Genomic DNA, 26,523 nt, shown 5'->3' on the forward strand with positions numbered 1-26,523 from the left:
ATCGAGTACCAAACGATCGGTAGGCTAGCGGGCGCGTGGTCCTGATCACAACGGCGAGCGGCTACTTCTGGGTGGCGCCCGCGTCCACCGGCAGCGCGACCCCGGTGACGAACCGGGACTCCTCGGAGGCCAGCCAGAGCACGGCCTCGCTGACGTCGGACGCCTCCACCCACGGCACCGGCAGGGCGTTGATCGACGCGAAGACCGGCTCGGCCTGCTCCGACGTGGGGTGCTCCGCGCCGGGCACCATCAGGCGGTAGGTCGCCTCGTTGCGGATCATCGCGGTGTTCACGCCGGTCGGGTGCACGGAGTTCACCCGGATCCGGTGCGGGGCCATCTCGTTCGCGAGCACCCGGACCACGCCCACCACGCCGTGCTTCGACGCCGAGTAGGCGACGGTGTTGGGCACGCCCTTCAGGCCCGCCGTCGAGCTGGTCACGATCACCGACCCGCCCCGGCCGCCCTCGACCATCGGCCGCAGCGCCGCCCGGACGGTGCGGAACACGCCGGTCAGGTTGATCGCCAGCGTCTCCTCCCACAGGGCGTCGTCGGTCTCCAGCGCGGGCGCCGTCGCGAAGATGCCGGCGTTCGCGCACACCACGTCGATGCCGCCGAACGCGGCGACCGCGTCGTCGACGACCTTCGCGAGCCCGCCGGTGTCCCGGACGTCGACCACGTGGGCCAGCGCTCGCCGGCCGAGGCCGCGGACCTCCTCGGCGGTGCGCTCGAGCTCGTCCGAGGACGGCATGTCGATCGGCGCGGACGGGATCGGGGCGCACGCGTCGAGCAGGACCACGTCCGCCCCCTCGGCCGCGAGCCGCAACGCGTGCGACCGCCCCTGTCCCCGCGCCGCTCCGCTGATCAGGGCGACCTTGCCCTCGACACGTCCCATGTCGCTCCCTCCGGGTCCGGGCCGCCGGACGCGGCCGCGAGTTCGGCGTGCCCGCTCACCGCGGGCCGGTCGTCGGCACCGAGCAGGGCGAAGCCCCCGTCCGGAGCGAGCACCGGGCGCACCACGTCCCCGGCGAGCACCGTGGCGTGGAACCGCGCCTCGAACGCCACGAGGCGCTCGGCGGGCCGCGACCGCACGAGGTGGGTGAGCGCGTACGCGAGGTTGGCGGGGCCCTGGTTCACGCAGGCGCGCCCGAACCCGAGGGCCGCCGCCGCGTCGGCGTCGAGATGGATCGGGTTGGGGTCGCGCAGCAGCAGCGCGAGCAGCTTCATCTCCTCGGCCCGGACGGTGACCGGCTCGCCCGCCGCGCCCCCGATGCCTTCCCGACGACGGGTCGGGGCGGGTCCGGCGGGACGGTCGCCCGGGCGCGGGAGGAGGAACGCGTACGTCGCGGTGACCACGGGGCCCGCACCGCGAAGTTCCAGCACGAGCGTGACCTCGTCGAACGGCCCCAGCACCCGGCTCGCCCGCCGGACCACCGACGTGACCCCACCGGTGACCGTGTGGTCGACGCCGAGCCGGAGCGGGGCGTGCGACCGGGCGCCGAAGGAGCCGAGGACCGGGCCGGCGTCGAGCGGCGTCCCGAACGCCTCGAACAGCGCGGCGAGGGACAGACCCATGCCCCGCTGCGGGGCGAGGAAGGCCCAGATCGGGTGCGGGGCGGCCGCGCGGGGCGCGCGCACGGCGTCGTGCAGCAGCAGGTTCTCGTAGGGCTCGACCCGGCTGGTCCCGCCGGGGACCCGCCACCCGACGAGGTCGCCGCTCACGGGCGGCCCGCGGGCGCGGGAGGCCGCGGCGCCTCCGTGATCCCGGCCGCGGCGAGCTCGGCGGCGATGCGCTCGCGCAGTTCCACCTTGCGGATCTTCGTGCCGGACATCGGCCAGCTCTCGACGAAGCGCACGTACCGCGGGACGCGGAAGCTCGCGACCGCCCCGACGCAGTGCGCGACCAGTTCGTCGGCCGTGACCTGCGCGCCCGGGGCGAGCTGGACGAACGCGGCCGGGACCTCGACGTAGCGGGCGTCGGGCGCCGCGACGACGGCGACCACGCCGACGGCCGGGTGCGTCAGCAGGTGGTTCTCGATCTCCGCGGCGGAGACGTTCTCGCCGCCGACCTTGAGCATGTCCTTGAGTCGCGAGCGGAAGGTGAGCCGTCCGTCCGCGTCGAGGGTGACGAGGTCGCCGGTGTGCACCCAGCCCCGGTCGTCGATCGTGGCGGCGGTCGCCGCCGGGTCGCGGAAGTAGCCGTCGAAGGCGGTGGGCCCGCGGAAGAGCAGCTCCCCCGGCACGTCCGGGGGCAGGTCGGCGCCGGTCTCCGGGTCGACGACCCGGCACGACATCCCCGGCATCGGGTGGCCCCCGGTCGTCAGGCGGGCCTCGAGCGGGTCGTCGAGGCGGCCGAGCGCGAGGAACGCCGAGGACTCCGTCATCGCGACGCACGAGACGTGCACCGCCCGCGGGAGCCGCTCGGCCATGACCCGGAGCCGCTCGGGGACGCCGACGGCCATGACCAGCCGGATCGCCGACAGGTCGCGCCCGGCGGTGTCCGGCCGGTCGAGGACCGGCATCCAGATGGTCTCGAAGGCGGCGAGCGCCACCGTGATCCGCTCGGTCTCCAGCAGGGCCGGGGTGGTGGTCGGGTCGAAGTACCCGGGGTGGACGAAGGCCGCGCCCGCCGTCAGCGCGGCGACGGTGAAGGTGATGCCACCGCCGTGGAAGAGCGGGATCGCCGTCCAGATGCGGTCGGCCGGGGTGAGGGCCATCCGCTCGGCGATCCCCGCCGCGAGCCGGACCAGCGCCTCGTGCGAGATCAGCGCGCCCTTCGGCGCCGCCGTGGTGCCCGAGGTGTAGACGAGGACGGCGGGGTCGCGGACCCGGGTGCCGGCGGTCGCGGCGTCGAGCGCGGCCGGGTCGGTCCGGCCCCGCAGCGTGGCCAGGTCCACGTGGGCGCGCAGTTCCGGGGTGGGGCCGACCGCGCGGGCCTCGTCGGCGAGCCGCGGCAGGTCGGGCGTGCCGACGGCCCCCGGCGCGGTGACGACGAGCGCTGCACCGGAGTGCGCGAGGACGTGGTGGACCTCGCCGGCGCGGTAGCGGGCGTTGACCGGCACGGCGATCGCCCCGACCCGGGTCACGGCGAGAAGCAGCGCGACCAGGTCCGCCGAGGCGGGCAGCAGCAGGGCCACCCGGTCCCCCGGCCCGACGCCGGCCGCGAGCAGGCCGGTCGCGAGCTCCGCCGACCGGGCCGCGAGCCCACCCGTGGTGAGCCGCTCGCCGTCGGCGAAGACGAGCGCCTCGGCGTCCGGGGCCCGCGCGGCGGAGGCGTCGACGAGTTCGGCGAGCGTCGTGACCGGGCCGCGCGGGGTCACGGCCGTCCCGCCGCGTCGGAGGTGACCGGCAGGGTGGCGGCCGCCCGGGAGGCGATCGTCGGGACCCAGTCGGGCTCGGCGGTGACGCGCAGGCCGGGCAGACGCCGGAGCAGCGTCCCCACGGCGTGGCGGGTCTCCAGCCGGGCGAGCTGCGCCCCGATGCAGGCGTGGATGCCGCGGCCGAATGCCAGGTGCTGGTTGCGCTCGCGGTGCAGGTCGAGGGCGTCGGGCCGGTCGAACCGCTCCGGGTCGCGGTTGGCGCCCGGCAGCACCAGCATCACCCGCTCCCCCGCGCGGATCTGCCGGCCCCGCCGCTCGTGGTCGGCCACGACCCAGCGCACGAGGACCTTGATCGGACCCTGCAGACGCAGCGCCTCCTCGACGGCGGGCGCCACGAGGTCGGGGTCGGCGGCGACCCGGTCGCGCACGGCGGGGTCGGCGGTGAGCAGCCGGACGGCGTTCGCGATCGCGTTCGTGGTGGTCTCGTGCCCGGCGAACAGGAGCAGCGCGCACATCCCGACCAGCTCGTCGTCGGTCAGGCCCTCCTCGACGTCGGGTCCGGTCGACTCGCCGGCGATCATCGCCGAGAGCATGTCGTCGGCCGGGTCGCGGCGGCGCTCGGCGACGAGGTCGCGGAAGTACGCGGCCATCTCCTCGAGACCGCGCAGCGCCCGGGCGTGCCGGTCGGCGCGGGCGTCCCCGCCCGTGCCGAAGGCGACCAGCGCCAGCTCGTCGGACCACTCGCGGAACCGGTCGCGGTCGGCGCGGGGCGCCCCGAGCATCTCGGCGATCACGGTCGCGGGCAGCGGGTAGGCGACGTCGGCGACCAGGTCGCCGTCGGGACCCGTCGTCAGGAACCCGTCGACGAGCTCGTCCACGAGGGCCTGGATGCGCTCCCCCATCGCGGCGATCTGCTGCTGCTTGAACGCCCCGCCCGCGAGGCGCCGCAGCCGGGTGTGCGCCGGCGGGTCGCTGACCACCATCCAGTCGCTGATCAGCGACAGCACCCGGTGCTCGGCCGACGGGCCCGCGGCCTGCCGACGCGCGAGCACCGGCCGTACGCGGTCCGAGGACAACGCCGGGTCACGGAACGCGGCGACGACGTCGTCGTGGCGGGTGAGCAGCCACGCGCGGTGCGCGGCGCTCCAGTGCACCGGGTCGTGCTCGCGGAGCAGCGCCGCGGCCCCGGCCGGGTCGGCGACGGCGTCGGGCGCGAGGAGGTCGTCGGGCAGGTCGGGCACCCGGCCGGCGGCGCTCACGCGACCACCGCCGCGGGGTCGGCGAGACCCGGCGTCAGGACGTCGGTGACGAGCTCGAGGTGCCGGTCGACGAGGTCGTCGGGCAGGCCGCCGAGGTCGGCGAAGCAGAACACGTCGGTGACCGGCACCGCCGCGAGCGGCGCGAGCTGCTCGCGCACCGCGGCGACCGCGTCGGCCCCGGTGCGGACCCTCAACCGCGGGAAGGTCGTGTCCCCGGAGCTCCTCGCGGCCTCGTCGTTGCCCCGGTAGGACGCCCGGTTGCGGCCGGCGGCCTCGCGCAGCCGGGCCTTGGCCTCGTCGGGGTCGTCGGCGAGGAAGACGTTGACCAGCCCGCCGACGCGCCCGGTCCCCGCGGCGTGGCCACCGGCCGCGAGGCCCTCGGCGTAGGGGCCGAGCAGGTCCGGGTCGAGCCAGAGCAGCCCGGCACCGGCGCGCCCCGCGAGGCGGGCACCGCGGGGCCCGCGGGCGCCGACCCAGGTGGGCAGCGGGTCCTGGACGGGGGCCGGGGTGACGGTGCCGTCGGCCCAGAGCTGCGGCAGCCGGGCGAGCCGGTCCTCGAGGACGTCGTAGCGCGTGCGGTGGTCGGCGCCGACCCGCGCGAACTCCTCGGCCCGCCAGCCCGCGCCGAGGCCGAGCTCGAGGCGGCCGCCGGAGACCAGGTCGACCACGGCGGCCTGCTCGGCCAGCGTCTCGGCGGGCACGAGCGGCGCGATGACGACGCCGGTCCCGATCCGGACACGGCGGGTCCGGGCCGCCAGTGCCGCGGCCATCGTCAGGGGGGCGGGGAGGTAGCCGTCGGCGAACCCGTGGTGCTCGGTCACCCACACCGCACCCAGCCCGCGCTCCTCGGCGGCGACGACCCGGTCCAGGGTGCGGCGGTAGGTCGACGCGGCGTCGCGCCCCGCCGGGATCCGCAGGTCGAGGTACAGCCCGACACGCGTCATCGCGCACCCGCCGACGCGAGGGCGCGTTCCAGCCCGAGCCGGTCCCGGATCACGCGGCCGGCGGCCACCCGTCCCCCGCGCACCGTGACGAGCGCGGCGGCGTGCAGGGTCGCGGGTCCGCCGTCGCGGTGGGCCCCGCGGACGGTGACGTGCACGGCGGCGCGCGGGCCGGCGACGACCACGTCGTCGACGGTGACGTCCTCGGGCTCGACGAGGACGTCGTCCGTCCCCCGCCCGTCGTCGACGACGACGTCGCCGGTCGGCGGCAGACCGGCGGCGGCCCAGGCGCGGACGACCTCCTCGGTCGCCGGGTCGCCCGGCACCGCGACGGTGTCCCAGGGCGCGAGGGCGGGCGGCGGGACCACGTCGGGGACGCCGTCGGCGAGCTGGCGACGGCGGGCCCGGTAGTCTTGCTCGACGCGGTTGGCGGTGAGGCGCGTGCCGTTCCAGGAGTAGAGCCCGATGCCGCCCCACACCGCGCGGCGGTCGTCGTGGCGCCGCGAGGCGCCGTGCTCGCTGAAGTGCAGGGCGAGGCGGTGCCCGTCGGTGATCACGTCGTGCACCGTGAGCACGAGCCCGGGGAACTGCTCGAGCTGCTTGCGGGTGGCGGGCTTGTAGGCCTCGTCGCGGCCCGCGAGGACGTGCGGGCCCATCCGCAGCACGTAGTCGGGCTCCATGATCTCGTCGCAGACCGTGAGGTCGCCTCGGTTGGTGTAGTCCACGACGTAGCGGCGCATCAGGGCGACGAACGGCGCCGGGGCCTCCACGGGGCTCACCGGCCCTCGAAGCGCGGGGAGCGCTTCTGGGTGAAGGCGGCAATGCCCTCGGCGGTGTCCTCGGAGGACTGCAGCAGCGTGATCGCGTCGAGCGACCAGCTGGTCTCCCCGGAGTCGATCCCGCGGTTGATCATCCGTTTGCCGGTCTCGACGGCGAGCGGGGCGGCACGCGCGATCCGCTCGCCCACCGCGAGGGCGGCGTCGAGGAGGTCCTCGTGCGGCACCCGCCGCTGCACCAGGCCGATCCGTTCGGCCTGCTCGGCGTCGAGCCGTTCCCCGGCCAGCACCATCCACTTCGTCCAGTGCCGCCCGATGACGGCGGGCGCGCGCAGCACCCCGAACCCCGGGACCAGACCGATGGCGCTCTCCGGCATCGCGAACGTGGCCCGGTCGGAGGCGAGCACGAGGTCGCAGGCCAGGGCGAGCTCACAGCCGCCGCCGAACGCGTAGCCGTTGACGGCGGCGATGACCGGCAGTCGGGACTCCTCGACGGCGGCGAAGGTCCGCAGGCACTCGGTCTGGAAGGCCCGGCGTGCGGCGATCCCGTCGAGCTCGCCGAACCCGGCGATGTCCCCGCCGGCGGAGAACGCCTTGTCGCCCGCGCCGGTGAGGACCACGGCCCGGGTCGTGCCGTCGGCCTCGAGCCGGGCGAGCGCCTCGCGCAGCTGCGGCCAGAAGTCGACGCCGAGCGCGTTCAGCTTGTCGGGCCGGTCGATCGTCACGACCGTGACGGCGCCGTGGTCGGCCAGCGTGATCTCGGTCAGGTCGCTCACGGTCGTCCTCCCCGGTGCCCCACCCGCTGCGGCCGTTCCCCCCACGCCACGTCGATCGCCGCGGCGACGGTGGAGCGGGTGGCGGCGGGGTCGATGACGTCGTCCAGCGAGAGGTGCGCGGCGGCCTCCCACGGCTCGGACTCGGCGCGCCACTCGGCGGTGAGCTCCGCGGCCCGCGCGTCCCGGGCCGCCGGGCCCTCCTCGGCGTGCAGGCGGTCCAGCGCCCGCCGGTGCACGGTGCGCACCCCGGTCTCCGGGGCCATGAAGCCCAGCTCGGCGCCGGGCCACGCGAAGAGGAAGTCGGGACGGGTCGGGCGCCCGCCCATCGCGAAGTGCCCGCCGCCGTAGGCCTTGCGCAGCACCACGCCCACGCGCGGAACCTGCGCCCGGGCGATCCGCGCGACGGTCCGCTCGTAGGCGGCGAGGATGCCGCCCTGCTCGGCCTGGCGCCCGATCATGAGTCCGGGCACGTCGTGCAGGAACACCAGCGGCAGGCCGAAGGTGTCGCAGAGGTCGACGAAGTCGTGCTCCTTGGCGAGCGCGGCCGGGTCGAGGGCCCCGGCCCGGACCAGCGGCTGGTTCGCGACGAGGCCCACCGGGCGGCCCTCGATCCGCGCGAGCGCGCACAGCAGGCTCGAGCCCCAGCCGTCGGCCCAGGGCAGCACGCTGTCGGCGTCGGCGACCGCGGCGAGGACCTCGCGCATGTCGTAGCCCGACCGGGCCCCGGTCGGCACCAGGTCGGCGATCGCGGCCGGGTCCCGCGCGGGATCGCGGGGCTCGCCGACCGGGGCGGGCAGGGCCGCGTTGGAGGGCAGGTAGGACAGGAACGCCGCGATCGCGTCGAGGGCGTCCTGCTCGCCCTCGACGACGAGGTGCGCGTTGCCGGCCGCGGTCGCGGCGGCGGGCCCGCCGAGCTCGTCGTCGCTGACCCGCTCCCCGATGGCGGGCTCCACCACCGACGGCCCGGACAGCGCGACCGAGGCGCCCTGGGTCATCACGACGAAGTGGGCGGTCGAGGCGTGCAGCGCCGAGTCGCCGTAGGAGGGGCCGAGCACGGCCGCGGCCCGGGGCACGGCCGGCGAGGAGTCGGTGGCGCCGAGGAAGCTCGTGAAGTCCAGCGGCAGGCCCGAGAAGCGCCACCCCATGACGTCGGGCATCCGGCCGCCGTCGGCGTCGCAGAGCAGCACGAGCGGGAAGCCGCCGCGCTGCGCGTGCTCGATCAACCGGCCCTGCTTGCGCATGCTGATCGGGGCGGTGGTGCCCGCGACCGCGGTGGCGTCGATGCCGATCACGCCCACCCGGCGGCCGTCGAGCAGCCCGAAGCCGGTGACGACCGCGTCGCCCGGCACCGGCTTCTCCCGCCGGATCTCGGGCTGCGCGAGCGCGCCGATCTCGAACCAGCTGCCCTCGTCGACGAGCAGCGCGACCCGCTCGCGGACCGGGAGGCGACCGGAGGCCCGGTGCCGCGCGAGCGCGTCCGGCCCGCCCATGGCCTCGGCGGCGGCCCGACGGCGGGCGAGCTCGGCCCGCGGGTCGGCCTCCTGGTCGTCGGTCGCCGCGGGGCGTCCGTTCGCTCGCGGCCCGGCCTGCTCGAGTGCCACCGTCGCCTCGCTCCCGTCGTCTCCCGTGACCGTCGGCGTCAGGCTAATCTACCATCCGATCGTTTGGTAGACGGGTCGTCGGACGGGGAGGACGCCGTGCTCGGAGCGGTGCTCGTGGCCAACCGTGGGGAGATCGCGGTGCGCGTCCTGCGCGCCTGCCGGGCGCTCGGGGTGCCCGGCGTCGCCGTGTACTCCGATGCCGACGCGGCAGCCGCGCACGTGCGGATGGCCGACGTCGCGGTGCGGATCGGGCCGGCCCCCGCCCGCGCGTCCTACCTCGACGGCGCCCGGATCGTCGAGGTCGCCCGCGAGCAGGGCGTGGCCCTCGTGCACCCGGGGTACGGCCTGCTCTCCGAGGACGCCGACTTCGCGGCCGCGGTGCTGGACGCGGGCCTCGGCTGGGTCGGGCCACCACCGACGGTGGTCGCGGCGCTCGGCGACAAGGTCGCCGCGCGGGCGGCCGCCCGTGCGGCGGGGGTCACGGTGCTCGACGGGACGCCCGCGCCCATCGACGCGACCACCCCGGACCTCGCCGACCGGGCCGCGGAGATCGGGTTCCCGCTGCTGGTCAAGGCCGCGCACGGCGGTGGGGGTCGCGGGATGCGGGTGGTCCGCGCGCCGGCCGACCTCGTCGACGCACTGGCGGCCGCGGGCCGGGAGGCCGCGGCGAGCTCGGGGCGCCCCGAGGTGTTCCTGGAGCGGCTCGTCGAGCGTGCCCGCCACGTCGAGGTCCAGGTCCTCGCCGACGACCACGGCGCGGTGGCGGTGCTCGGCGACCGCGACTGCACGGTCCAGCGCCGCCACCAGAAGCTGCTCGAGGAGGCGCCCGCGCCGGACCTGCCGGACGCCCTGCGCAGCGCGATGCACGACGACGCCCGCCGGCTCGTGCGCTCCGTCGGGTACCGCGGCGCCGGCACCGTCGAGTTCCTGCTCGACCCCGCGGCGGGCCGCACCGTGTTCCTCGAGATGAACACGCGCCTGCAGGTCGAGCACGGGGTCACGGAGCTGGTCACGGGGGTCGACCTCGTCGTCGCGCAGCTGCGGCTCGCCGCCGGGGAGCCGCTGGCGACGGTGCTGGGGCGGGAGGGGGACGTCCCCGTGCACGGGCACGCCGTCCAGGCCCGCATCACCGCCGAGGACCCGGGCGCCGACTTCCGCCCCGCCCCCGGTCGCATCACGGCCCTGACCCTGCCGTCGGGGCCGTGGGTGCGCTGCGACGTCGGCTACGCCGCCGGCGACGACGTGCCACCGGCCTACGACTCGCTGCTCGGCAAGGTGCACGCCTGGGCCCCGGACCGCGACACGGCGCGGGTGCGGCTCGCGGCCGCGCTCGACGAACTCGCCGTCACGGGGGTCCCGACGACGGGTCCGCTGCTGCGGCAGGTCCTCGACCGGCCGGAGTTCGCCGCCGTCGCCCACGACACCGGGAGCCTGGAGCGGGACTGGCTCGCCGCGATCACCCCGGCGCCGCCGGCGCCCGCACCCGTCGTCGGGAACGGGAACGGGGAACCCGCGCAGGACCGGACGGTGGAGCTCGCCACGGACGCCGGGCCGCTGCGCCTGCGCGTGCCGGGGCGGGCGCGGGCCGGGACGTCGCGGGCGGCGCGGGCGCGCGCGGGCCGGTCGGTCGCGTCCGGGCCGGGAGCCGCCGACGCCGGCCTGCGCGCCCCGATGGACGCGACCGTCGTCGCCGTGCCCGCGCGCCATGGTGCGCACGTGGAGGCCGGGGAGGTCCTGGTCGTGCTCGAGGCGATGAAGATGGAGCTGCCGGTCCGTGCGACGAGCGCGGGCGAGGTCGCCACCGTGCACGTCGCGGCCGGCGACGGGGTCACCGCCGGGACGGTGCTCGTCGCGATGGTGGGCTAGGAGGCCGCCCGGCCGACCCGGGCCCGGCGCAGGACGGCCTCGGGGGTGGCGACCCCGTGGATCGCCAGGGCGGCCAGCTGCTCGCCGATCTCCTCGGGCGTCGAGGGGCCGTCGGCGGAGAACCAGCGGTAGACCCAGTTCGTGGAGCCCAGGATCGACAGGCCGGCGATCCGGGGGTCGACCTCGGGGCGCACGAGGCCCTGCTGCTGGGCCTCGGCGACGAGGTCGCGGAAGACGCCCTGGTAGACGTGGCCGCTGCCCAGCACCGACTCGCGGCGGTCGGCGGGCAGCGAGGCCAGCTCGTGGAGGAAGACCGCGGTCGGCACGAGGTGGCGGCACTCGTGCACGACGTGGGCGCGGATCGTGCGCTCGAGGCGGTCGAGCGGGTCGCCGGGCGGCTCGGCGGCGGTGCGCACCACCGCGTAGCCCGCCCGGTGCACGTCGCTGATCACCTCGAAGAGCAGGTCCTCCTTGGACTGGATGTAGTAGTAGAGGCTGCCCTTGAGCATGCCGAGCCGGTCGGCGATGTCCTGCAGCGAGGCGCCGTCGTAGCCCTTCTCGTAGAAGACCTGCGTGGCGACGTCGAGCAGCTGCGCCCAGCGCTCCTCGCGCGGCTTGCGCTCGCCGCCGGTGCGGCGGACGCTGCGGCCCGCGGGCCGGCGATCCTGTGCCATCGTCACTCCCTGCAGCTCACCTCGACCCGACAACCATACGGTCGGTAGTCGCTGCTCCTGTCAGCCGACCAGGGTCCGGCGCGAGAGCCGGGGCGCCTCGGTGATGCCGCGGGCCGCGAGCAGCGCCGCCACGCGCTCCCGCAGGGCCCCCTTCTGGATCTTCGTGCCGGACATCGGCCAGCTCTCGACGAACTCGACCCAGCGGGGCACCTTGAACGTCGCCAGCGTCTCCGCGCAGTACGCCTGCAGCTCGGCGGCCAGGGCGACGGGGTCGAGCCCGCGGGCGGCGGGGGTCGGTTCGACGAAGGCCGCGGCGACCTCGCCGAGGCGGGCGTCGGGTGCCCCGACCACCGCGACGACGCCGACGGCGGGATGGGTCGCGAGCCGCCCCTCGACCTCGGCGGCGGCGACGTTCTCCCCGCCGACCTTGAGCATGTCCTTGAGCCGGCTGACGAAGGTCAGTCGGCCCTGCGCGTCGCGGCGGACGAGGTCCCCGGTGTGGAACCAGCCGTCCGCGTCGATGCGCTCGGCCGTCGTGTCCGGGTCGCGGTGGTAGTACGCCATCCGCGACACGCCGCGGTGCAGGAACTCCCCGACCTCGTCCGGGCCGCACTCCCGTCCCGTCCCCGGATCGGCCACCCGCGCCTCCATGCCGGGCAGCGGCACGCCGCTCGTCCCGGCCCGGGCCTCCGGCGGGTCGTCGACGGAGCCGACGCAGCAGAACCCGGCCGACTCCGTCCCGCCCAGGCACGAGATCTGGACCGCCGACGGGAGGCGCTCCTGCATCCCCGCCATCCGCTCGGCGGGCCCCACGTTGATGACGGTGCGCAGGGCGGGGACGGTGTCCGGGCGCAGGTCGGGGTGGTCGAGGACCGGCAGCCAGATCGTGTCGAAGGCCGGGAACGCGACCGTCGCGCGCTCCCCGACGAGCTGGCGCACCGCCGTGTCCGGGGTGAACGTCCCGACGTGGACGAGCGTGCACGCGGCGGCGAGCGACCCGACGAGCAGGTCGATGCCACCGCAGTGGTGCAGCGGCAGCGGCGTCCAGAACCGGTCGTCGGGGGTGAGCCGGAGCCGGTCGACGAGGTTCTCCCCCAGCGCGGTGTACGCGCCGTGGGTGTGCACGCAGCCGCGCGGCCGCGACGTCGTGCCCGACGTGTAGAGCAGGATGAACGGGTCGTCCGGGGAGAGCACCGGGAGTTCGTCGAGGGGGTCGGCCTCGAGCTCGGCCGGCGTCACCGACCCCGGGCCGGCCGGCGCGGCGAGGTCCGGGGTCGCGACGACGACCGCGGGGTCGGCGTCCGCGCGCAGCCAGGCGGTCTCGTCGGCGGTCCCGCGCGGGTTGAGCGGGGTCGGGAGGGCACCGAGCGACGCCGCCGCCAGGATGAGCGCGACGGCGTCGAGCCCGCTGGGCAGCACCAGCAGCACCCGGTCGCCACGCGTCACGCCCGCCGCCGCCAGTCCCGCCGCGACCCGGCGGGACCGCTCGCGCAGCGCCGTCCAGGTGGTGCGCCCGTCGGGGAACACGACCTCGGCGTCCGGGGACGTCGCGACGGCGGCGTCGAGCAGCTGCGGGAGCGTGCGCAGCACCCGCCCGCTCACGCCGGGACCTCCTCCCCCGGGGCCACGACGCGCCCGCCGAGGGCCTCGACCAGCACGAGCGGGTCGAAGTACTCGGCGAACCAGGTGATCGCGCCGTCCTCGACCCGGAACCGGGAGACGTCGTGGTTCCGGTAGACGCGGTCGGTGGCGAGGATGCGGGCGTCGCTCGCGTCGTGCGCGATCACGGCGGACGGGTCGGTGACGTCGGCCTTCCCCTCGACCCGCCGCGGGAACCCGGGTGGCGCGTAGGGCAGGTCCATGACCACGTCGTCGGCGAACGTCGTCGCCAACGCCGGGAGGTCCAGCGCGCCGACGGCATCGAGGTAGCGACGGACGACGTCGCGGGAGTCCGCCGTCATGCCTCGAACCCCTCCATCTGCGGGGTGGTCAGCGGCGAGATCACGCGGCTGGCGATCCTCCAGCCGTCCGTGGTCCGCCGGTAGGTGTCGACGTTGAGCGCCGCCGCCCTGATCGACGCCCCGCTCGTCGTGCGCCCCTCGGCGAGCACGTAGTTGGTGCCGTGGGCGTGGTCGTCGTCGTCGAACTCGACGACGTGGTTGGTCATGACGTGGAACTGCTCGCTCATCGACGCCGCGTCCCGCTCGAAGAAGGCGAGCACCTGCTCGCGGCCCTCGTAGCGCTCGAGCCCGACGGCGCTCGCGTCCCACACCGCGTCGTCGGTGTAGGCGGAGATCGCCTCCTTCGGGTCCTGGCGGTCCAGTCCGCGGGCGTAGAGGTACGTGGCCTGGATGATCTCGGCACGGTCGTTCGCGTCCGGCACGGGTGCGCTCCTCAGTCGTAGACGATGACGCCGCGGACGTTCTTGCCGTCGTGCATGTCGCGGAACGCCTGGTTGATGTCGTCGAGGGAGTAGGTGCGGGTGATGAGCTCGTCGAGCTTCAGTTCGCCGCGCAGGTAGAGGTCGGCGAGCAGCGGCACGTCGCGGCGCGCGACGGTGCTGCCGTAGAGCGAGCCCTGCAGGCGCTTGCCGGACATGGCGAAGGTGAACAGGTCGAACGGCACGTCGCGCTGCAGCACGGGGGCGGCGCCGGTGAGGACCATGGTCCCGCCGCGGCGGGTCATCTCCTGGGCGGGGTTCATCAGGTCGCCGGTGACCACGCCGACGGTGATGATCACGCGGTCGGCGCCCTGCCCGTTCGTGAGCTCCGAGACGAGCGCGGCGGCCTCGTCGTAGTCCTTCGCGGTGTGGGTGGCCCCGAACTCGGTGGCGGTCTCGCGCTTGAACTCCGAGGGGTCGACCGCGACGACGTGGCGGGCGCCCTTGTGCTTCGCGCCCTGCACGGCGTTCATCCCGACCCCGCCGGTGCCGACCACCACGACGGTGTCGCCGAGCTCGATCTCGGCGGCGTAGACCGAGGAGCCCCAGCCGGTGGGGACGCCGCAGCCGATCAGCGCGGCCTTGTCGAGGGGGACCTCGTCGGGAATCTTGATGACGGCGTCGAGCGGGGCGCAGACGTAGGGGGAGAACGTGCCGAGGTAGGACATGCATCCGACGCCCTGCCCGCGGGCGTGGACGCGGTGGGTGCCGTCGGGGGCGAGCCCGGCGAGGACCCCGCCGCCGAGCTCGCACATGTTCGACTTCCCCTGCACGCACATGCGGCAGCGTCCGCAGGAGGGCAGGAACGACAGCACGACGTGGTCGCCGGGCTGCACGTAGGTGACCCCGGGGCCGACCTCCTCGACGACGCCGGCGCCCTCGTGGCCGCCCAGGACCGGGGACCAGGGCAGCGGGATGTCGCCGGTGTCGAGGTGGTCGTCGGAGTGGCAGATGCCCGAGGCGGCGAGCCTGATCAACGCCTCGTGCTCCTTCGGCGCGTCGATCTCGATCTCCTCGACGCTCCACCCCGAGCGGGTGCCGGGCTCCCAGAGCAGCGCTCCACGGGTCTTCATCGGGTCCACCAATCGGTTGTCAGGTGTGCGGGTGCGCGACGACCGCGCGGGCGGCGGCGGGGCTACTTGACGGCGGCGCCGGCGTCCACCGGCAGCGTCGCGCCGGTGACGTAGCGGGCCTCGTCGGAGGCGAGGAAGAGCACGGCGTTCGAGACGTCGACGGGGTCGATCCAGGGCACCTCGAGCGCGTTCAGCGAGGTGAACCCGGCGATGGCCTTGTCCTGCGTGGGCTCGGGGTCGCCGGGCGCGAACATCCCCCACGTGCCGGGGTTCTGGATCATGTGCGTGTCGACGTTCGTCGGGTGCACCGTGTTGACCCGGATGCGGTGGGGCGCGAGCTCGTTGGCGAGCGTGCGCATCAGCCCGACGATGCCGTGCTTGGCCGAGACGTAGTGCCCCACCTGCTGGATGCCTTTGAAGCCGCCGATGGAGGAGATGAACACGAGGCAGCCGCCACGGTCGGCCGCGATCAGGTGCGGGATCGCCGCCTTCGCGGTGTGCCAGACCCCGGTGAGGTTGACGTCGAGCATGTCCTGCCACGTCGTCTCGTCGAGTTCCCACGCCCGGCCGTAGCTCGCGATGCCGGCGTTGGCGACGACGGTGTCGAGCCCGCCGAGCTCCGCGATCCCGTCGGCGACGGCGGCGTCGAGCGCCCCCTGGTCCCGCACGTCGGCCTGCCGGGCGACGACGCGCCGCCCGGTCTTCTCCACCTCGGCGACGGTCTCGTCCAGGTCCTCCGGCGTGGCCGGCGGGTACTTGCCGGTGACGGTGTCGATCCCCGCGCAGGAGTCGACGGCGATGATGTCCGCGCCCTCCTCGGCGAGGCGCACCGCGTGGCTGCGGCCCTGCCCGCGCGCCGCCCCGGTGATCAGTACGACCTTGCCCTGCATGCGTCCGCTCACGGGTCCGCTCCCTGCTACACCGTGCGCGCCCGGTCGCCCCAGTACGGGGCGCGCAGGTCGCGCTTGAGGATCTTGCCCGTCGGCGCCTTCGGGAGTTCCGCCACGAACTCCACCGACCGGGGCTTCTGGTAGGAGGCGAGGTGCGCGCGGGCGGTGTCGACGATGTCGGCCTCGCTCGCCGTCGTGTCGGGCTTGAGGACGACGAACGCCTTGACGCTCTCACCCCACTCGTCGTCGGGCACGCCGATGACCGCGCACTCCAGCACCGCGGGGTGGTGGGCGACGGCCTCCTCGACCTGCACCGAGTAGATGTTCTCGCCGCCCGAGATGATCATGTCCTTGGCGCGGTCGACGATGAAGACGTAGCGCTCGGCGTCCCAGGTGGCCAGGTCGCCGGTCCACATCCAGCCGTCGCGCAGGGTGTCCGCGGTGAGGTCGGGACGGTTCCAGTAGCCCGCCATGTTGGCCTCGGACCGCACGACGATCTGCCCGACCGTGGCCCCGTCGGTGGGCACGGGGACGCCGTCGGGGTCGACGACGCGCACCGACGTCACGAACCCCTCGCGCCCGCAGGACTGCAGCCGTTCGGGGTGCACGCCGTTGACCGCGGCGTGGTGGTCCTCCTGGGCGAGGAAGCACATCGTCGTGCCCTCGGTCTGCCCATAACCCTGGATGAGGGTGCAGGGGAAGGCCTGCAGCGCGTTCTTCACCACCGCGGAGGGCATCGGGCCGCCGCCGTACTGGATGTTGCGCAGGCTCGCGATGTCGTAGCCGTCGAACCCGGGGACGGCCATCATCCAGTTGAGCATCGTGGTGATGCCGAGGAACGCCGAGACCCGTTCCGCCTCGATGATCTCGAGCGAGCGGCGGGCCTCGAAGTTCATGAGCACCAGCGGGCAGCCGTGGCGCATGTAGTTCATCGAGAGCACGACCGGGATGTGGTACATCTGCCCGGTCAGCATGTAGACGTCGGTGGGGACGATGCGCTCGGCGACGGTCTGGTTCAGCATGCCGAACGAGGCGCTGCGGTGGGTGTGCAGCGCGCCCTTCGAGGCCCCGGTCGTCCCGCCGGTGTAGAGGATGAAGAACGGGTCGTCGTCGCCGACGGCGGCCGAGTCGGCCGGCTCGTCGGTCGGGGACGCCGCCAGCAGGTCCTCGTAACTGCCATCGGAGCCGGGGCCGTACCCGAGCCAGTGCTCGACGTCGACGAGCGCGCCGAGCTCGCGGCCGGTCTCCGCCCACTCCCCCGCCACGACGATCGCCCGTGGCGCGCCGTCCGCGACGATCCGCGCCAGCTCGCCCACGCCGAGGCGCCAGTTCAAGGGCTGCACGACGAGGCCCGCGCGGCCGGCCGCGTAGTAGATCTCCTGGAACTCGGTGGAGTTCTTCGCGAGCACCGCGACGCGGTCGCCCCGCTGCAGCGCCAGCCCGTCGGGGCGCCGCCCGCGCAGGCCGTTGGCGAGCCGGCGGACCCGCTCGTCGAGGTCCCGCCAGGTGGTCCGGGAGCCGATCGTGGTGTCGACGACGGCGTCGGCGTGCGGCGTCAGCGCCGCCCACTTCTCCGGTATGCGACCGATGTTGACCATCTCGGACCGACCTCAGTAGGGCAGGTCGAGGTAGACGTACCGGTCGGCGATCAACCACGCACCGTCGCGGCGGACCAGCTCGTCGCGGTACCAGCCGCTGGACAGCACCCGGATCGCGCCGGCCTCGATCGAGAGCAGCGTCAGGTTCGTGACCACGGTGGCCGCGTCCTCGGTCTCCTTGTCGACCCAGAGGTTGGACAGGTTGTGGCGGCGCTGGTCGGTCTGGGCCGCCATCGAGTCCGCGTGCAGGGCGCGGATCGCGTCCCGGCCCTCGAACGGTCCGACGAGGTCGCCCTCCCGACCGATCCGCAGGCTCATCCGGGCGTCGTCGGTGAAACAGCGGGCGATCAGGTCGGGATCGGCCTCGTCGTAGCCCCACGAGGCACGGCCGAGCAGGTTCTCGAACTCGTCGCGGGCGGTCACGAGGTGCCTCCGGTGGGGGTGAAGTCGAGCAGCAGGCGGGCGGGGGCGCGGGTGAACACCCCGGTCTCCGGCGGGGGCGTCCCCTCGGCGAACCGGATGTCGTCCATGGCGTCGAGCAGGTCGTTGATCCCGACGTCGAGCTCGAAGCGGGAGAGCAGGGCGCCGACGCAGAAGTGGCGCCCGAGGCAGAAGGCGAGGTGGTCGGCCGCGGCGGTGAAGGCGGCGTCGCCGAGCCCGGGCCGGGTCACGTCGAACGCGTCGGGCCGGTCGACGTGCCGCTCGTCGCGGTTCGCCGCCCCGATCAGGCAGGTGACGGTGGAGCCCGCCGGGATCGTGCCGCCGGAGAGCTCCACGTCCTCGGAGGGCTGCCGCATGATCATGTGGACCGGAGGGCTGAAGCGCAGCGTCTCCGCGAACGCCGCGTCGATCAGCGACCGGTCCGCGCGCACGGCCGCCATCTGGTCGGGGTGGGCGACGAGGTTGCGCATCACGCTGGCGATGGCCTTGTCGGTGGTCTCGCCGCCGGCGGTGAGCAGGAGGCTGCAGAACGCCTTGATCTCCTCGTCGGTCATCGAGGAGCCGTCGATCTCGGCGGCGCAGAGCACCGAGAGCAGGTCGTCGCCCGGCGCGGCCCGGCGCTCGCGGATCCGGGGGATCATGTAGGCCTCGAACTCGGCCTTCGTGCGCAGCCCCTCGGCCGCCACCGCCTCGTCGCCGGCGAGGTTCCCGAGGAACCCCATGATCGACGTGTACCAGGCGTGGAACCGGTCGTGGTCGGTGCGCGGCAGCCCGAGCATGTCGACGATGACGTTGATCGGGAAACGGGTGGCGTAGGCGTCGACGAGATCGACGTGACCCGTCGTCGCGAAGGCCTCGACGAGCTCCCGGGAGTTGCGGCGGATCGTGGGCCCGAACCGCTCGGTCAGCTCCCGGCCGCGGAAGGCCGGGGCGACCAGGGCGCGGTGCGTGGCGTGCTCGCGGCCCTCCATCTGCAGGATCGTGCGGCCGTGCACGGGCTCGAGCTGCCACGCGTAGTTCTCGCTGGTGAAGGCCGGGTCGCGGAACGCCCGCCGCACGTCGTCGTACCGGCTGATGACGTAGGTGTTCATCGCCTCGTGGAAGTGCAGCGGGAACTCGTCCCGGAGCACGCGGTAGGCCGGGTACGGGTCCCGGGCGAACTCCGCGGAGAGGATGTCCGGCGGATCGAGCGTGGCCGTCATGTCGCCCCCGACCTGCGACGACAGCACCGACGTCGCGTTGTCTACCGATCGTTTGGTACTGGGCGAGACTAGCATCACACCGAGGGCCGTCAAGCGTCCCGACGGCCGCCGCAGGGGCGTCGCTTGACCGGCCGGACGCGGCTTGCGAAGCTTTCTCGAACGGTCGTTTGGTAGACGAGGAGGCGCGGTGACGAAGTACGACGTCGTGGTCGTCGGGGCCGGCGCCGCGGGCCTGACCGCCGCCAGCCTGCTGGCGGTCGAGGGCAAGCGGGTGTGCCTGCTGGAGCGTTCGCCGTACCTGGGCGGCCGCGGGATGGCCGTGCCCGACGAGGGCTTCACGGTCAACGTCGGCGGCCACCTCGTCGAGGACCCGGGGTCGGGGCTGACCAAGGTCTTCGAGCACGTGGGGAAGACGCTGCAGCACGGCGAGGTCTCCGCCGAGATGCCGGTCTGGGACCACGAGCGGAACCGCTGGGGCTCGATCCGCGACCGCTACGCGGGGAGCAAGGGCGAGCTGAAGAAGGTCATCAAGGCCCTGCTCGCGACCGAGTGGGACGAGCTCGACCAGTGGGACGACCGGCCGCTGCGCCAGTGGCTGCACCAGCACACCGACGACCAGGGCGTCATCGACCTCTTCGAGTTCATCACCGTGCTCGAGTGCATGACCGACAACTGGTGGGACCACTCCGCCAGCGACAACCTCTTCCCCCGCAAGATGCACTTCACCGAACGCAACACCGCGGCCTACTCGTGCTGGCCGGGCCAGGGCTGGGACGGCATGTGGGCCGACCTCGCCGACGCGTTCACGGCGGCCGGCGGCGACCTCCGGCTCTCCACGCCCGTGGAACGCGTCGTCATCGAGGACGGCGTGACGAAGGGCGTGGCGATCGCCCGGCAGCCCCGGGTCCTGCCCAACGAGTTCTTCGAGGAGGAGATCCTCGAGGCCGACCACGTCATCTGCACCCTGCCGGTCTGGCACGTGCTCGACGTCGTCGACGAGGGCGACCTGCCCGACTGGTACGCCGAGCAGATCAAGTTCCTCGCCCAGGACAAGTTCCGCATCGCCTGGCTCGGGCTCTACCTGGCGACCGAGGAGCCCGTGCACCAGTACGACCCACGGGAACTCTCGACCTGGTTGAAGACCCCGAACACCGAGCTCGGCGGCTTCATGTTCAACCAGACCGCGATGGACCCGACGTGCTCGCCCGAGGGCACCCACCTGCACGTGATGGGTGGCGTGTTCCCCGGGGAGAAGGGCCGGGACCGGGCCTGGCTGCGCCGCGAGATGGAGCGCTTCGAGGCGGACGTCGTGACCATGTGGCCCGGCTTCGCGAAGACGGTCTGGCGCCGCCGCCACCTCGTCTTCGAGCCCAGCTTCGGCGTCATCCAGAAGCCCGGGCTGGTCGGGCGCTACCGGCCGCACTGGAAGCCCCCGCGGCCCGAGGGTCTGTGGTTCGCCGGCGAGACGTTCCGCAGTCGCGGGGTCGGCACCGACCGCGCCGCCCGGGCCGCGCTCACCGTCGTCGAGGAGTACCTCGGGCGGCGCCTCGCGACCTTCGGCGACGGGTGGCGGTACTAGCCATGGGGATCGAGCTGGGGGTGCCGGGCCAGATCATGCCGCCCGCCTCCGCGGCGGTGAAGTTCGCGAAGCGCAGCGAGGACGAGGGGTTCGACGCCGTCTGGTGGCCCGACCACCTCATGGGCTGGCACCCCGACTCGATGTGGACGCCCGACCTCACCCCGCTCGCCGACGTGCAGCCGAACCCGCACGTCTACTTCGACCCCGCCGTCATGATGGGCGTGGTCGGCGCCGCGACCGAGCGCATCCGCGTCGGCGTCTGCGTCACCGACCTCATCCGCCGCAACCCGGCGATGGCGGCCCAGACCGCACTGACGCTCGACCACGTCACCGGCGGCCGCGCGATCATCGGGCTCGGCAGCGGCGAGCAGCTCAACGCGACGCCCTACGGCATGCCGTTCGACACCCCGGTGGCCCGGCTCGACGAGGGCATCGACGTGATGCGCCTGCTCATGACCGCCGACGGCCCCGTCGACTTCGACGGCCGGTTCCACCACCTCGACCGGGCCGTCCTCGGCCTGATGCCGTTCGGGGAGCGCCCGCCGGAGATCTGGACCGCCGCGCACGGTCCGCGGATGCTGCGGCTGACCGGCCGGAAGGCCGACGGGTGGCTCCCGACGAAGCTCGGGCCGGCCGAGTACGGCGCGGCGCTCGGGACGATCCGGCAGTCCGCCGAGCAGGCCGACCGCGACCCGGACGGGATCACGCCGGGCATGCTGGGCTACGTCCTCATGGGGCCCGACGCCGAGACGGTGCAGCGGCTCACCGAGGCCCCGCTGGTGCGGGCGCTGTGCGTGCTGCTGCCGGCCCAGGTGTTCCGCGACCTCGGCGTCGAGGGGCCCTACCCCGACGGCAGCGGGTTCCACGACTTCATCCCGACCGCCATCGACCGCGCCGAGTCGCTGCGGATCATCGACGCGATCCCACCCGACGTCGTGCGGCACTACGCGTTCTGCGGGACGCCGGCCGAGGTGGCCGAGCAGGTCGAGGAGTACGTGGAGCAGGGGCTGCGCCACCTCGTGATGTGGAACATCACCGCGTTCGGCGACCCCTCGTTGGCGCGGTGGTCGTTCTCCGCCATGTCCGAGCTGCGGAAGCGGCTCGGATGATCGGGGCGAGCGGAGCGACGGGGGACGGCATCGACCTGCCCGACGTCGTGACGCGGTACTTCACGGCGATCAACGCCGAGGACTACGACGCGCTGGGGCCGGTGTTCGCCTCGGACGCCGTGCTGCGCGCCGTCGGCGGGATCGAGCGCCACGGCCGCCAGGAGATCGTCGCGCACTTCCCGAAGGTGCTCGCCGGGCTGCCGGAGCACGACGACGAGCCGACCCGGGCCGTCGTCGGGACCCACGACGGGCACCCCGTGGTGACCGTCGAGATCCGCTTCGTCGGACGGACCCCGACCGGCGCCCCGGTCGGGTTCGACGCCGTGGACGTGTTCGACCTGGCGCCCGACGGCTCGGTCATCACGGCCCTGTCGACCTGGTACGACACGGCGGCGGTGGGGCGGATGGTGTCGTGAGCGGTCTGGGCGTGACGCTGCCCGTCGACGAGGGCCTGTCCGCCGGGCAGTACCTCGACCTCGCGCGGCTGGCCGAGTCGGCCGGGTTCACCGACGTCCTGGTGGGCGAGACCGCGGGCCCCGAGGTGTTCTCGATGCTCGGGATGATCGCCGCGGCGACCTCGCGCATCCGGCTGGGCAGCGGCATCGTCGGGATCTACCCGCGGACGGCCGTGACCACGGCGCAGGGCTTCGCGACGCTCGCGTCGCTGGCGCCGGGGCGGGTGTTCGCCGGGGTGGGGGCGTCGAGCCCGATCATCGTCGGGCAGTGGCACGGGCTGGACTTCGACGCCCCGCTCGCGCGGCTGCGGGAGTACGTCGCGGCGCTGCGGGCGGTGTGGTCCGGGGAGCGGACGGGGGTCGACGGGGCGCACGTGCGCTCGCACGGGTTCCGCAGCGGCTTCGGGCGGGTCGAGGTCCCCGTCCTGGTCGCCGCGATGAACCCGCGGATGCTGCGGCTGGCCGGCGCGATCGGCGACGTCGCGTTCCTGACGTGGACCCCGCCCGACGAGTACGCCGCCAAGATCGCGCTCGTCCGGGAGGGCGCGCGCGAGGCGGGCCGGGACCCGGCCGCCGTCGGGATCGCGGCGTCGTTCTGGGCCTACGCCGGGGACCGTCCGGACGAGGCCCGGGAGCGGATGCGGCGGTTCGTGCTGCAGTACGCGATGGTGCCCACGCACCGGCCGTCGTTCCGGACGAGCCTCGCCGGACTGGACGAGGCGTCGGCGGCGTGGGAGCGGGGCGACCGGGCGGCGGCGCTGCGGGCCGTGGACGATGCGGCCGTGGACGCGATGTGCGCGCTCGGCTCCCCCGACGACGTGGCCGCGCGGGTCGCGGCGATGCGCGCGGCGGGGGTGGACCTGCCGATCGCGCTCACCCCGGGTGCGGTGGCCGGGGACCTGGAGGGCGCGGCGCAGACCGTGGAGCGACTGGGGACGGTGTCGGTGTGATCCCGGACGACGTCGGGCTCCTGCGGCTCGACCACGTGGCGATCGCCGTCGCCGACCCGCGCGAGGGGGTGGCGCTCTACCGCGACGTGCTCGGCGGGCGCTTCCTGTTCGGCGGGGACTCGGACGAGCAGGGCATCCGGGTGCTGCAGTTCGCGCTGCCCGACGGCTCGAAGGTCGAGCTCATCTCCCCCACGCGCCCCGACGCCGGGGTCGCCCGCTTCCTCGAGCGGCGCGGCCCGGGGGTGCACCACCTGACGTTGGTGTTCGCCGACGTGGAGGTGGCGCTCGCCCGGCTGGCGGAGCACGGCTACGAGGTGGTGGACGTCGACCTGCGTCGTCCGGTGTGGCGGGAGGCGTACGTGCGGCCGCGGTCCGGGCTGGGCGTGCTGCTGCAGATCGTGGACTCCACGCTGCGCTGGGACGTGCCGGCGTCGCCGGAGATCACGGTGGAGCGCGTGCTCGCGGGCGACGTGGTGTTCACCGCCGACGAGACGGCGGTGCTGCGCGCGGACGCGTGACCCGCACCGACCCGTCGTCCAGAAGGCTCAGACGTTGAAGCGGAACTCGACGACGTCGCCGTCCTGCATGACGTAGTCCTTGCCCTCCATGCGCACCTTGCCGGCGGTCTTGGCCGCGTTCATGGAGCCGGCGGTGACGAGATCGTCGTAGGAGACGATCTCGGCCTTGATGAAGCCGCGCTGGAAGTCGGTGTGGATGACCCCGGCGGCCTCGGGGGCGGTGGCGCCGATCGGGATCGTCCAGGCCCGGGACTCCTTCGGGCCCGCCGTCAGGTAGGTCTGCAGCCCGAGGGTGCGGAAGCCGGCACGGGCGAGGGCGTCGAGACCGGGCTCGGTCTGGCCGATCGACTCGAGCAGCTCGGCGGCGGACTCGTCGTCGATCTCCAGCAGTTCCTGCTCGACCTTCGCGTCGAGGAACACGGCCTCGGCCGGCGCGACGAGCTCGGCGAGCTCCTTGCGCCGCGCGTCGTCGGTGAGCACGCCCTCGTCGGCGTTGAAGACGTAGAGGAACGGCTTGACCGTGAGCAGGTTCAGCTCGCGCAGCGCCGGCGAGTTCATCCCGGCCGAGAAGAGCGTGCGGCCCTCGTTGAGGATCGCCGCGGCCTTCTGGACCTCCTCGAGCACCGCCCGGCGGTCCTTCTGCATCCGCGACTCCTTCTCGAGCCGCGGCACCGCCTTCTCGACGGTCTGGAGGTCGGCGAGCACGAGCTCCGTCGCGATCGTCTCGATGTCGGCGGCGGCGTCGACCCGGCCGTCGACGTGCACCACGTCGTCGTCGGTGAACACGCGCACGACCTGGCAGATCGCGTCGGCCTCGCGGATGTTGGCGAGGAACTTGTTGCCCAGCCCCGCGCCCTCCGACGCGCCCGCGACGATGCCCGCGATGTCGACGAAGCTCACCGTGGCGGGCACGACCTTCTCCGAGGAGAACATCGCCGCCAGCCGGTCGAGCCGCGGGTCGCGCAGCGGGACGACACCGACGTTCGGCTCGATCGTGGCGAACGGGTAGTTCGCGGCGAGCACGTCGTTGCGGGTCAGGGCGTTGAACATCGTCGACTTGCCCACGTTGGGGAGGCCGACGATGCCGAGGGTCAAGCTCACGGGGGTCCAGTCTAGGGATTGCATGGATCCGGACGGGTCGGGCGTGCGTCGGAGCGGGTGAAGGCCCTTCCCGACGACGGATGCGGAGACTCCCGTGATCGGCTCACGTTCCACCCTCGACACCCCCTTCGGCCCGTTCACCGCGGTGGTCGACGCCGACGGCGTCGTGCTCGCGGCCGGCTGGACCACCGACCCCGGGCTGCGGCTGCTGCCGTTGATCCACGCGTCGCTCGCGCCGGACGAGGTCGTCGAGTGCGCCGACCTGGGGCCGGTGACCGCGGCCGTGCGGGCGTGGTTGGCGGGCGACCCGGCACCGGCCGCTGCGGTCCCGGTCCGCCAGCACGGCGGGGTCTTCATGCAGGAGCTGTGGGCGCGGATGCGGGAGATCCCGGCGGGGTCGCCGGTGTCGTACACCGAGCTCGCGACGCTGGCCGGCCGCCCCCTGGCCCCGCGCGGCGCCGGGCAGGCGTGCCAGACCAACGCGGTCGGGCTCTTCGTGCCCGACCACCGGGTCCGTCGCGGGGACGGCTCGCTGGGCGGCTTCCGGTGGGGTCTCGACGTCAAGGCGAAGCTGCTGGAGATGGAGGCCAACTGGCCGTGACCCGGGCGAGCGCTGCGACGGGGGGAGACTGTCGGACCCCTGTGCTTCCGTACGTGGCATGACGATCACCGGCGTCCTCGTGGGGCTGCTCCTGGGGCTGCTGCTCGGCGCCCTGGGCGGGGCGCTCGTGGCGACACGGCTGGCCGCCGCGCGACAGGAGGCGGCGGTCGCCGAGGCCACCCGCCGGTCCGGGGCGGCGGCGTCCGCCGCGCGGGCCGAGCTCGAGGCCGAGCGCCGGGCGGGGGCGGTGGCGCGGGAGTCGTTCGCCGCGCTGTCGGCCGACGCCCTCGCGGCGAACTCCGAGCAGTTCACGCGGCTGGCCGACTCCCGGATGCGCGAGCGGGAGCACGCCGTCGCCTCGCTGCTCGACCCCGTCGCCGCCACCCTGCAGCGGCTCGAGGGCCAGATGCGCAGCGCCGAGTCCGACCGGGAGGCGGCGTTCGCCGGGCTGCGCGAGCAGGTCGGGGCGGTCGCGGCGTCGGCGCGCGGGGTGGCCGGCGAGACGCGGGCCCTGGCGACGGCGCTGCGCACCCCGCACGTGCGCGGGCGATGGGGCGAGATGCAGCTCGAGCGTGTCGTGCACCTCGCGGGGATGGTGGAGCACTGCGACTTCACGCGGCAGTCCACGGCGGGGTCGGACGGGGCCGCGCAGCGCCCGGACATGGTGGTGCGGCTCGCGGGCGGCAAGCAGGTGGTGGTGGACGCCAAGGTGCCGTGCGCGGCGTACCTCGAGTCGCTGGAGGCGCCCGACGACGCGTCGCGGCGGGAGCGGGCGGCCGCGCACGCCCGCCAGCTGCGGACGCACGTCGACGGCCTGTCCGCCAAGGCGTACTGGCGCAGCTTCGACCCGACGCCGGAGTTCGTGGTGATGTTCGTGCCGGGCGAGGTGTTCCTGTCCGCCGCGCTGGAGGCCGACCCCTCGCTGCTCGAGCACGCGTTCGCGGCCGACGTGGTGGTCGCGACGCCGACCACGCTGATCGCCCTGCTGCGCACCGTGGGCTACGCGTGGCGCCAGGAGTCGCTCGCGCGCGATGCCGCGGAGATCCACGCCCTCGGGCGGGAGCTGCACGCCCGGCTCGGCACGCTCGGCGGGCACCTCGGGAAGCTCGGCCGGTCGCTCGACGCGGGGGTGCGCGCCTACAACGAGACGGTCGGGTCGCTGGAGTCGCGGGTGCTGGTCACGGCGCGGCGCTTCTCGGAGCTGTCGGTCACCCGCGGCACGCTCGACGAGGTGGACCAGGTCGACCGGCGCGCGCGGGTGCCCGGTGCCCCGGAGTTCGCCGCGGACGACACGGTGGACGGCGTGCGGGACGGCGGGGCGGCCGAGGGTGAGGTGCGTCGATTGACCGGTTGAGG

26 protein-coding genes are annotated in these 26,523 nt (G+C 74.6%); 8 read left to right on the forward strand and 18 right to left on the reverse strand.

The genetic code is table 11. The features are described 5' to 3' along the window. Nucleotides 1–61: 61 nt before the first annotated feature. Genes LN037_RS08805 through LN037_RS08840 form a run of 8 tightly spaced genes read right to left on the reverse strand, consistent with a single transcriptional unit; the run spans nucleotide 62 to nucleotide 8,670 of the window. Nucleotides 62–892 (reverse strand): mycofactocin-coupled SDR family oxidoreductase, encoded by an 831-nt coding sequence (locus LN037_RS08805; RefSeq protein ID WP_230751549.1) that lies wholly within the window; start codon nucleotides 890–892, stop codon nucleotides 62–64. Beyond that, the gene (locus LN037_RS08810) at nucleotides 862–1,719 is read right to left on the reverse strand and encodes a MaoC/PaaZ C-terminal domain-containing protein (protein WP_230751550.1); all 858 of its coding nucleotides are present in this window, start codon (nucleotides 1,717–1,719) and stop codon (nucleotides 862–864) included. Before LN037_RS08810 ends, LN037_RS08805 begins: the two co-directional genes overlap by 31 nt. Next, nucleotides 1,716–3,317, reverse strand: a complete 1,602-nt coding sequence (locus LN037_RS08815) for a class I adenylate-forming enzyme family protein (RefSeq protein WP_230751551.1) — start codon at nucleotides 3,315–3,317, stop codon at nucleotides 1,716–1,718. Before LN037_RS08815 ends, LN037_RS08810 begins: the two co-directional genes overlap by 4 nt. Then, nucleotides 3,314–4,576 (reverse strand): cytochrome P450, encoded by a 1,263-nt coding sequence (locus LN037_RS33480; protein ID WP_230751552.1) that lies wholly within the window; start codon nucleotides 4,574–4,576, stop codon nucleotides 3,314–3,316. The genes LN037_RS08815 and LN037_RS33480 overlap by 4 nt, the downstream gene beginning before the upstream one ends. Continuing rightward, entirely contained in the window at nucleotides 4,573–5,520 is a 948-nt protein-coding gene (locus LN037_RS08825) for an LLM class flavin-dependent oxidoreductase (RefSeq protein ID WP_230751553.1), read from the reverse strand. Before LN037_RS08825 ends, LN037_RS33480 begins: the two co-directional genes overlap by 4 nt. Further along, nucleotides 5,517–6,296 carry a nuclear transport factor 2 family protein gene (locus LN037_RS08830; RefSeq protein ID WP_230751554.1) on the reverse strand — a complete coding sequence of 260 codons (780 nt, stop codon included), beginning with the start codon at nucleotides 6,294–6,296 and terminating at the stop codon, nucleotides 5,517–5,519. Before LN037_RS08830 ends, LN037_RS08825 begins: the two co-directional genes overlap by 4 nt. Beyond that, complete coding sequence (locus tag LN037_RS08835; RefSeq protein WP_230751555.1) at nucleotides 6,293–7,069, reverse strand: enoyl-CoA hydratase/isomerase family protein; 777 nt, start codon at nucleotides 7,067–7,069, stop codon at nucleotides 6,293–6,295. The genes LN037_RS08830 and LN037_RS08835 overlap by 4 nt, the downstream gene beginning before the upstream one ends. Then, nucleotides 7,066–8,670 (reverse strand): acyl-CoA carboxylase subunit beta, encoded by a 1,605-nt coding sequence (locus tag LN037_RS08840; RefSeq protein WP_230751556.1) that lies wholly within the window; start codon nucleotides 8,668–8,670, stop codon nucleotides 7,066–7,068. The genes LN037_RS08835 and LN037_RS08840 overlap by 4 nt, the downstream gene beginning before the upstream one ends. A 96-nt stretch (nucleotides 8,671–8,766) precedes the next feature. Between LN037_RS08840 and LN037_RS08845 the strand changes: the two genes are divergently transcribed. Further along, nucleotides 8,767–10,536 carry an acetyl/propionyl/methylcrotonyl-CoA carboxylase subunit alpha gene (locus tag LN037_RS08845; RefSeq protein ID WP_230751557.1) on the forward strand — a complete coding sequence of 590 codons (1,770 nt, stop codon included), beginning with the start codon at nucleotides 8,767–8,769 and terminating at the stop codon, nucleotides 10,534–10,536. Here the strand turns inward: LN037_RS08845 and LN037_RS08850 are convergent. From LN037_RS08850 to LN037_RS08890, 9 genes are all read right to left on the reverse strand, one after another. Then, entirely contained in the window at nucleotides 10,533–11,210 is a 678-nt protein-coding gene (locus LN037_RS08850; RefSeq protein WP_230751558.1) for a TetR/AcrR family transcriptional regulator, read from the reverse strand. The genes LN037_RS08845 and LN037_RS08850 overlap by 4 nt on opposite strands. 60 nt (nucleotides 11,211–11,270) lie before the next feature. Continuing rightward, the gene (locus LN037_RS08855; RefSeq protein ID WP_230751559.1) at nucleotides 11,271–12,812 is read right to left on the reverse strand and encodes a class I adenylate-forming enzyme family protein; all 1,542 of its coding nucleotides are present in this window, start codon (nucleotides 12,810–12,812) and stop codon (nucleotides 11,271–11,273) included. Beyond that, nucleotides 12,809–13,171 carry a nuclear transport factor 2 family protein gene (locus LN037_RS08860; RefSeq protein ID WP_230751560.1) on the reverse strand — a complete coding sequence of 121 codons (363 nt, stop codon included), beginning with the start codon at nucleotides 13,169–13,171 and terminating at the stop codon, nucleotides 12,809–12,811. The genes LN037_RS08855 and LN037_RS08860 overlap by 4 nt, the downstream gene beginning before the upstream one ends. Continuing rightward, nucleotides 13,168–13,593: a nuclear transport factor 2 family protein gene (locus LN037_RS08865; RefSeq protein WP_230751561.1), complete on the reverse strand. Its 426-nt coding sequence runs from the start codon at nucleotides 13,591–13,593 to the stop codon at nucleotides 13,168–13,170. Before LN037_RS08865 ends, LN037_RS08860 begins: the two co-directional genes overlap by 4 nt. 11 nt (nucleotides 13,594–13,604) lie before the next feature. Beyond that, nucleotides 13,605–14,723: an NDMA-dependent alcohol dehydrogenase gene (locus LN037_RS08870; protein ID WP_230751562.1), complete on the reverse strand. Its 1,119-nt coding sequence runs from the start codon at nucleotides 14,721–14,723 to the stop codon at nucleotides 13,605–13,607. A 62-nt stretch (nucleotides 14,724–14,785) separates the two neighbouring features. Next, entirely contained in the window at nucleotides 14,786–15,625 is an 840-nt protein-coding gene (locus LN037_RS08875) for a mycofactocin-coupled SDR family oxidoreductase (RefSeq protein ID WP_308286127.1), read from the reverse strand. Between the two features lie 14 nt (nucleotides 15,626–15,639). Beyond that, nucleotides 15,640–17,211, reverse strand: a complete 1,572-nt coding sequence (locus tag LN037_RS08880; protein ID WP_230751563.1) for an AMP-binding protein — start codon at nucleotides 17,209–17,211, stop codon at nucleotides 15,640–15,642. 12 nt (nucleotides 17,212–17,223) lie between these two features. Beyond that, nucleotides 17,224–17,634 carry a nuclear transport factor 2 family protein gene (locus tag LN037_RS08885; protein ID WP_230751564.1) on the reverse strand — a complete coding sequence of 137 codons (411 nt, stop codon included), beginning with the start codon at nucleotides 17,632–17,634 and terminating at the stop codon, nucleotides 17,224–17,226. Beyond that, nucleotides 17,631–18,854, reverse strand: a complete 1,224-nt coding sequence (locus LN037_RS08890; RefSeq protein ID WP_230751565.1) for a cytochrome P450 — start codon at nucleotides 18,852–18,854, stop codon at nucleotides 17,631–17,633. Before LN037_RS08890 ends, LN037_RS08885 begins: the two co-directional genes overlap by 4 nt. Before the next feature lie 187 nt (nucleotides 18,855–19,041). On the opposite strand from LN037_RS08890, the gene LN037_RS08895 reads away from it, so the two are divergent. The 5 genes from LN037_RS08895 to LN037_RS08915 are packed head-to-tail and all read left to right on the forward strand — an operon-like array spanning nucleotide 19,042 to nucleotide 23,465. Then, nucleotides 19,042–20,433: a phytoene desaturase family protein gene (locus LN037_RS08895; protein ID WP_308286128.1), complete on the forward strand. Its 1,392-nt coding sequence runs from the start codon at nucleotides 19,042–19,044 to the stop codon at nucleotides 20,431–20,433. 2 nt (nucleotides 20,434–20,435) lie between these two features. After that, entirely contained in the window at nucleotides 20,436–21,542 is a 1,107-nt protein-coding gene (locus tag LN037_RS08900; RefSeq protein WP_230751566.1) for an LLM class flavin-dependent oxidoreductase, read from the forward strand. Continuing rightward, the gene (locus tag LN037_RS08905; protein WP_230751567.1) at nucleotides 21,539–21,958 is read left to right on the forward strand and encodes a nuclear transport factor 2 family protein; all 420 of its coding nucleotides are present in this window, start codon (nucleotides 21,539–21,541) and stop codon (nucleotides 21,956–21,958) included. Before LN037_RS08900 ends, LN037_RS08905 begins: the two co-directional genes overlap by 4 nt. Further along, entirely contained in the window at nucleotides 21,955–22,947 is a 993-nt protein-coding gene (locus tag LN037_RS08910; protein WP_230751568.1) for an LLM class flavin-dependent oxidoreductase, read from the forward strand. Before LN037_RS08905 ends, LN037_RS08910 begins: the two co-directional genes overlap by 4 nt. Then, nucleotides 22,944–23,465 carry a VOC family protein gene (locus tag LN037_RS08915; protein ID WP_230751569.1) on the forward strand — a complete coding sequence of 174 codons (522 nt, stop codon included), beginning with the start codon at nucleotides 22,944–22,946 and terminating at the stop codon, nucleotides 23,463–23,465. The genes LN037_RS08910 and LN037_RS08915 overlap by 4 nt, the downstream gene beginning before the upstream one ends. 27 nt (nucleotides 23,466–23,492) lie before the next feature. Here the strand turns inward: LN037_RS08915 and ychF are convergent, their stop codons facing one another. Beyond that, nucleotides 23,493–24,566, reverse strand: a complete 1,074-nt coding sequence (gene ychF / locus LN037_RS08920; protein ID WP_230751570.1) for a redox-regulated ATPase YchF — start codon at nucleotides 24,564–24,566, stop codon at nucleotides 23,493–23,495. 94 nt (nucleotides 24,567–24,660) lie between these two features. Between ychF and LN037_RS08925 the strand changes: the two genes are divergently transcribed. Next, complete coding sequence (locus tag LN037_RS08925) at nucleotides 24,661–25,167, forward strand: methylated-DNA--[protein]-cysteine S-methyltransferase (RefSeq protein WP_230751571.1); 507 nt, start codon at nucleotides 24,661–24,663, stop codon at nucleotides 25,165–25,167. Nucleotides 25,168–25,225: 58 nt separating this feature from the next. Continuing rightward, a complete protein-coding gene (locus LN037_RS08930) occupies nucleotides 25,226–26,521 on the forward strand; it encodes a DNA recombination protein RmuC (protein ID WP_230751572.1) in 1,296 nt (431 codons plus the stop codon). The last annotated feature ends 2 nt before the right edge of the window (nucleotides 26,522–26,523 follow it).

This window comes from Actinomycetospora soli (genome assembly GCF_021026295.1).
Classification (GTDB): domain Bacteria; phylum Actinomycetota; class Actinomycetes; order Mycobacteriales; family Pseudonocardiaceae; genus Actinomycetospora; species Actinomycetospora soli.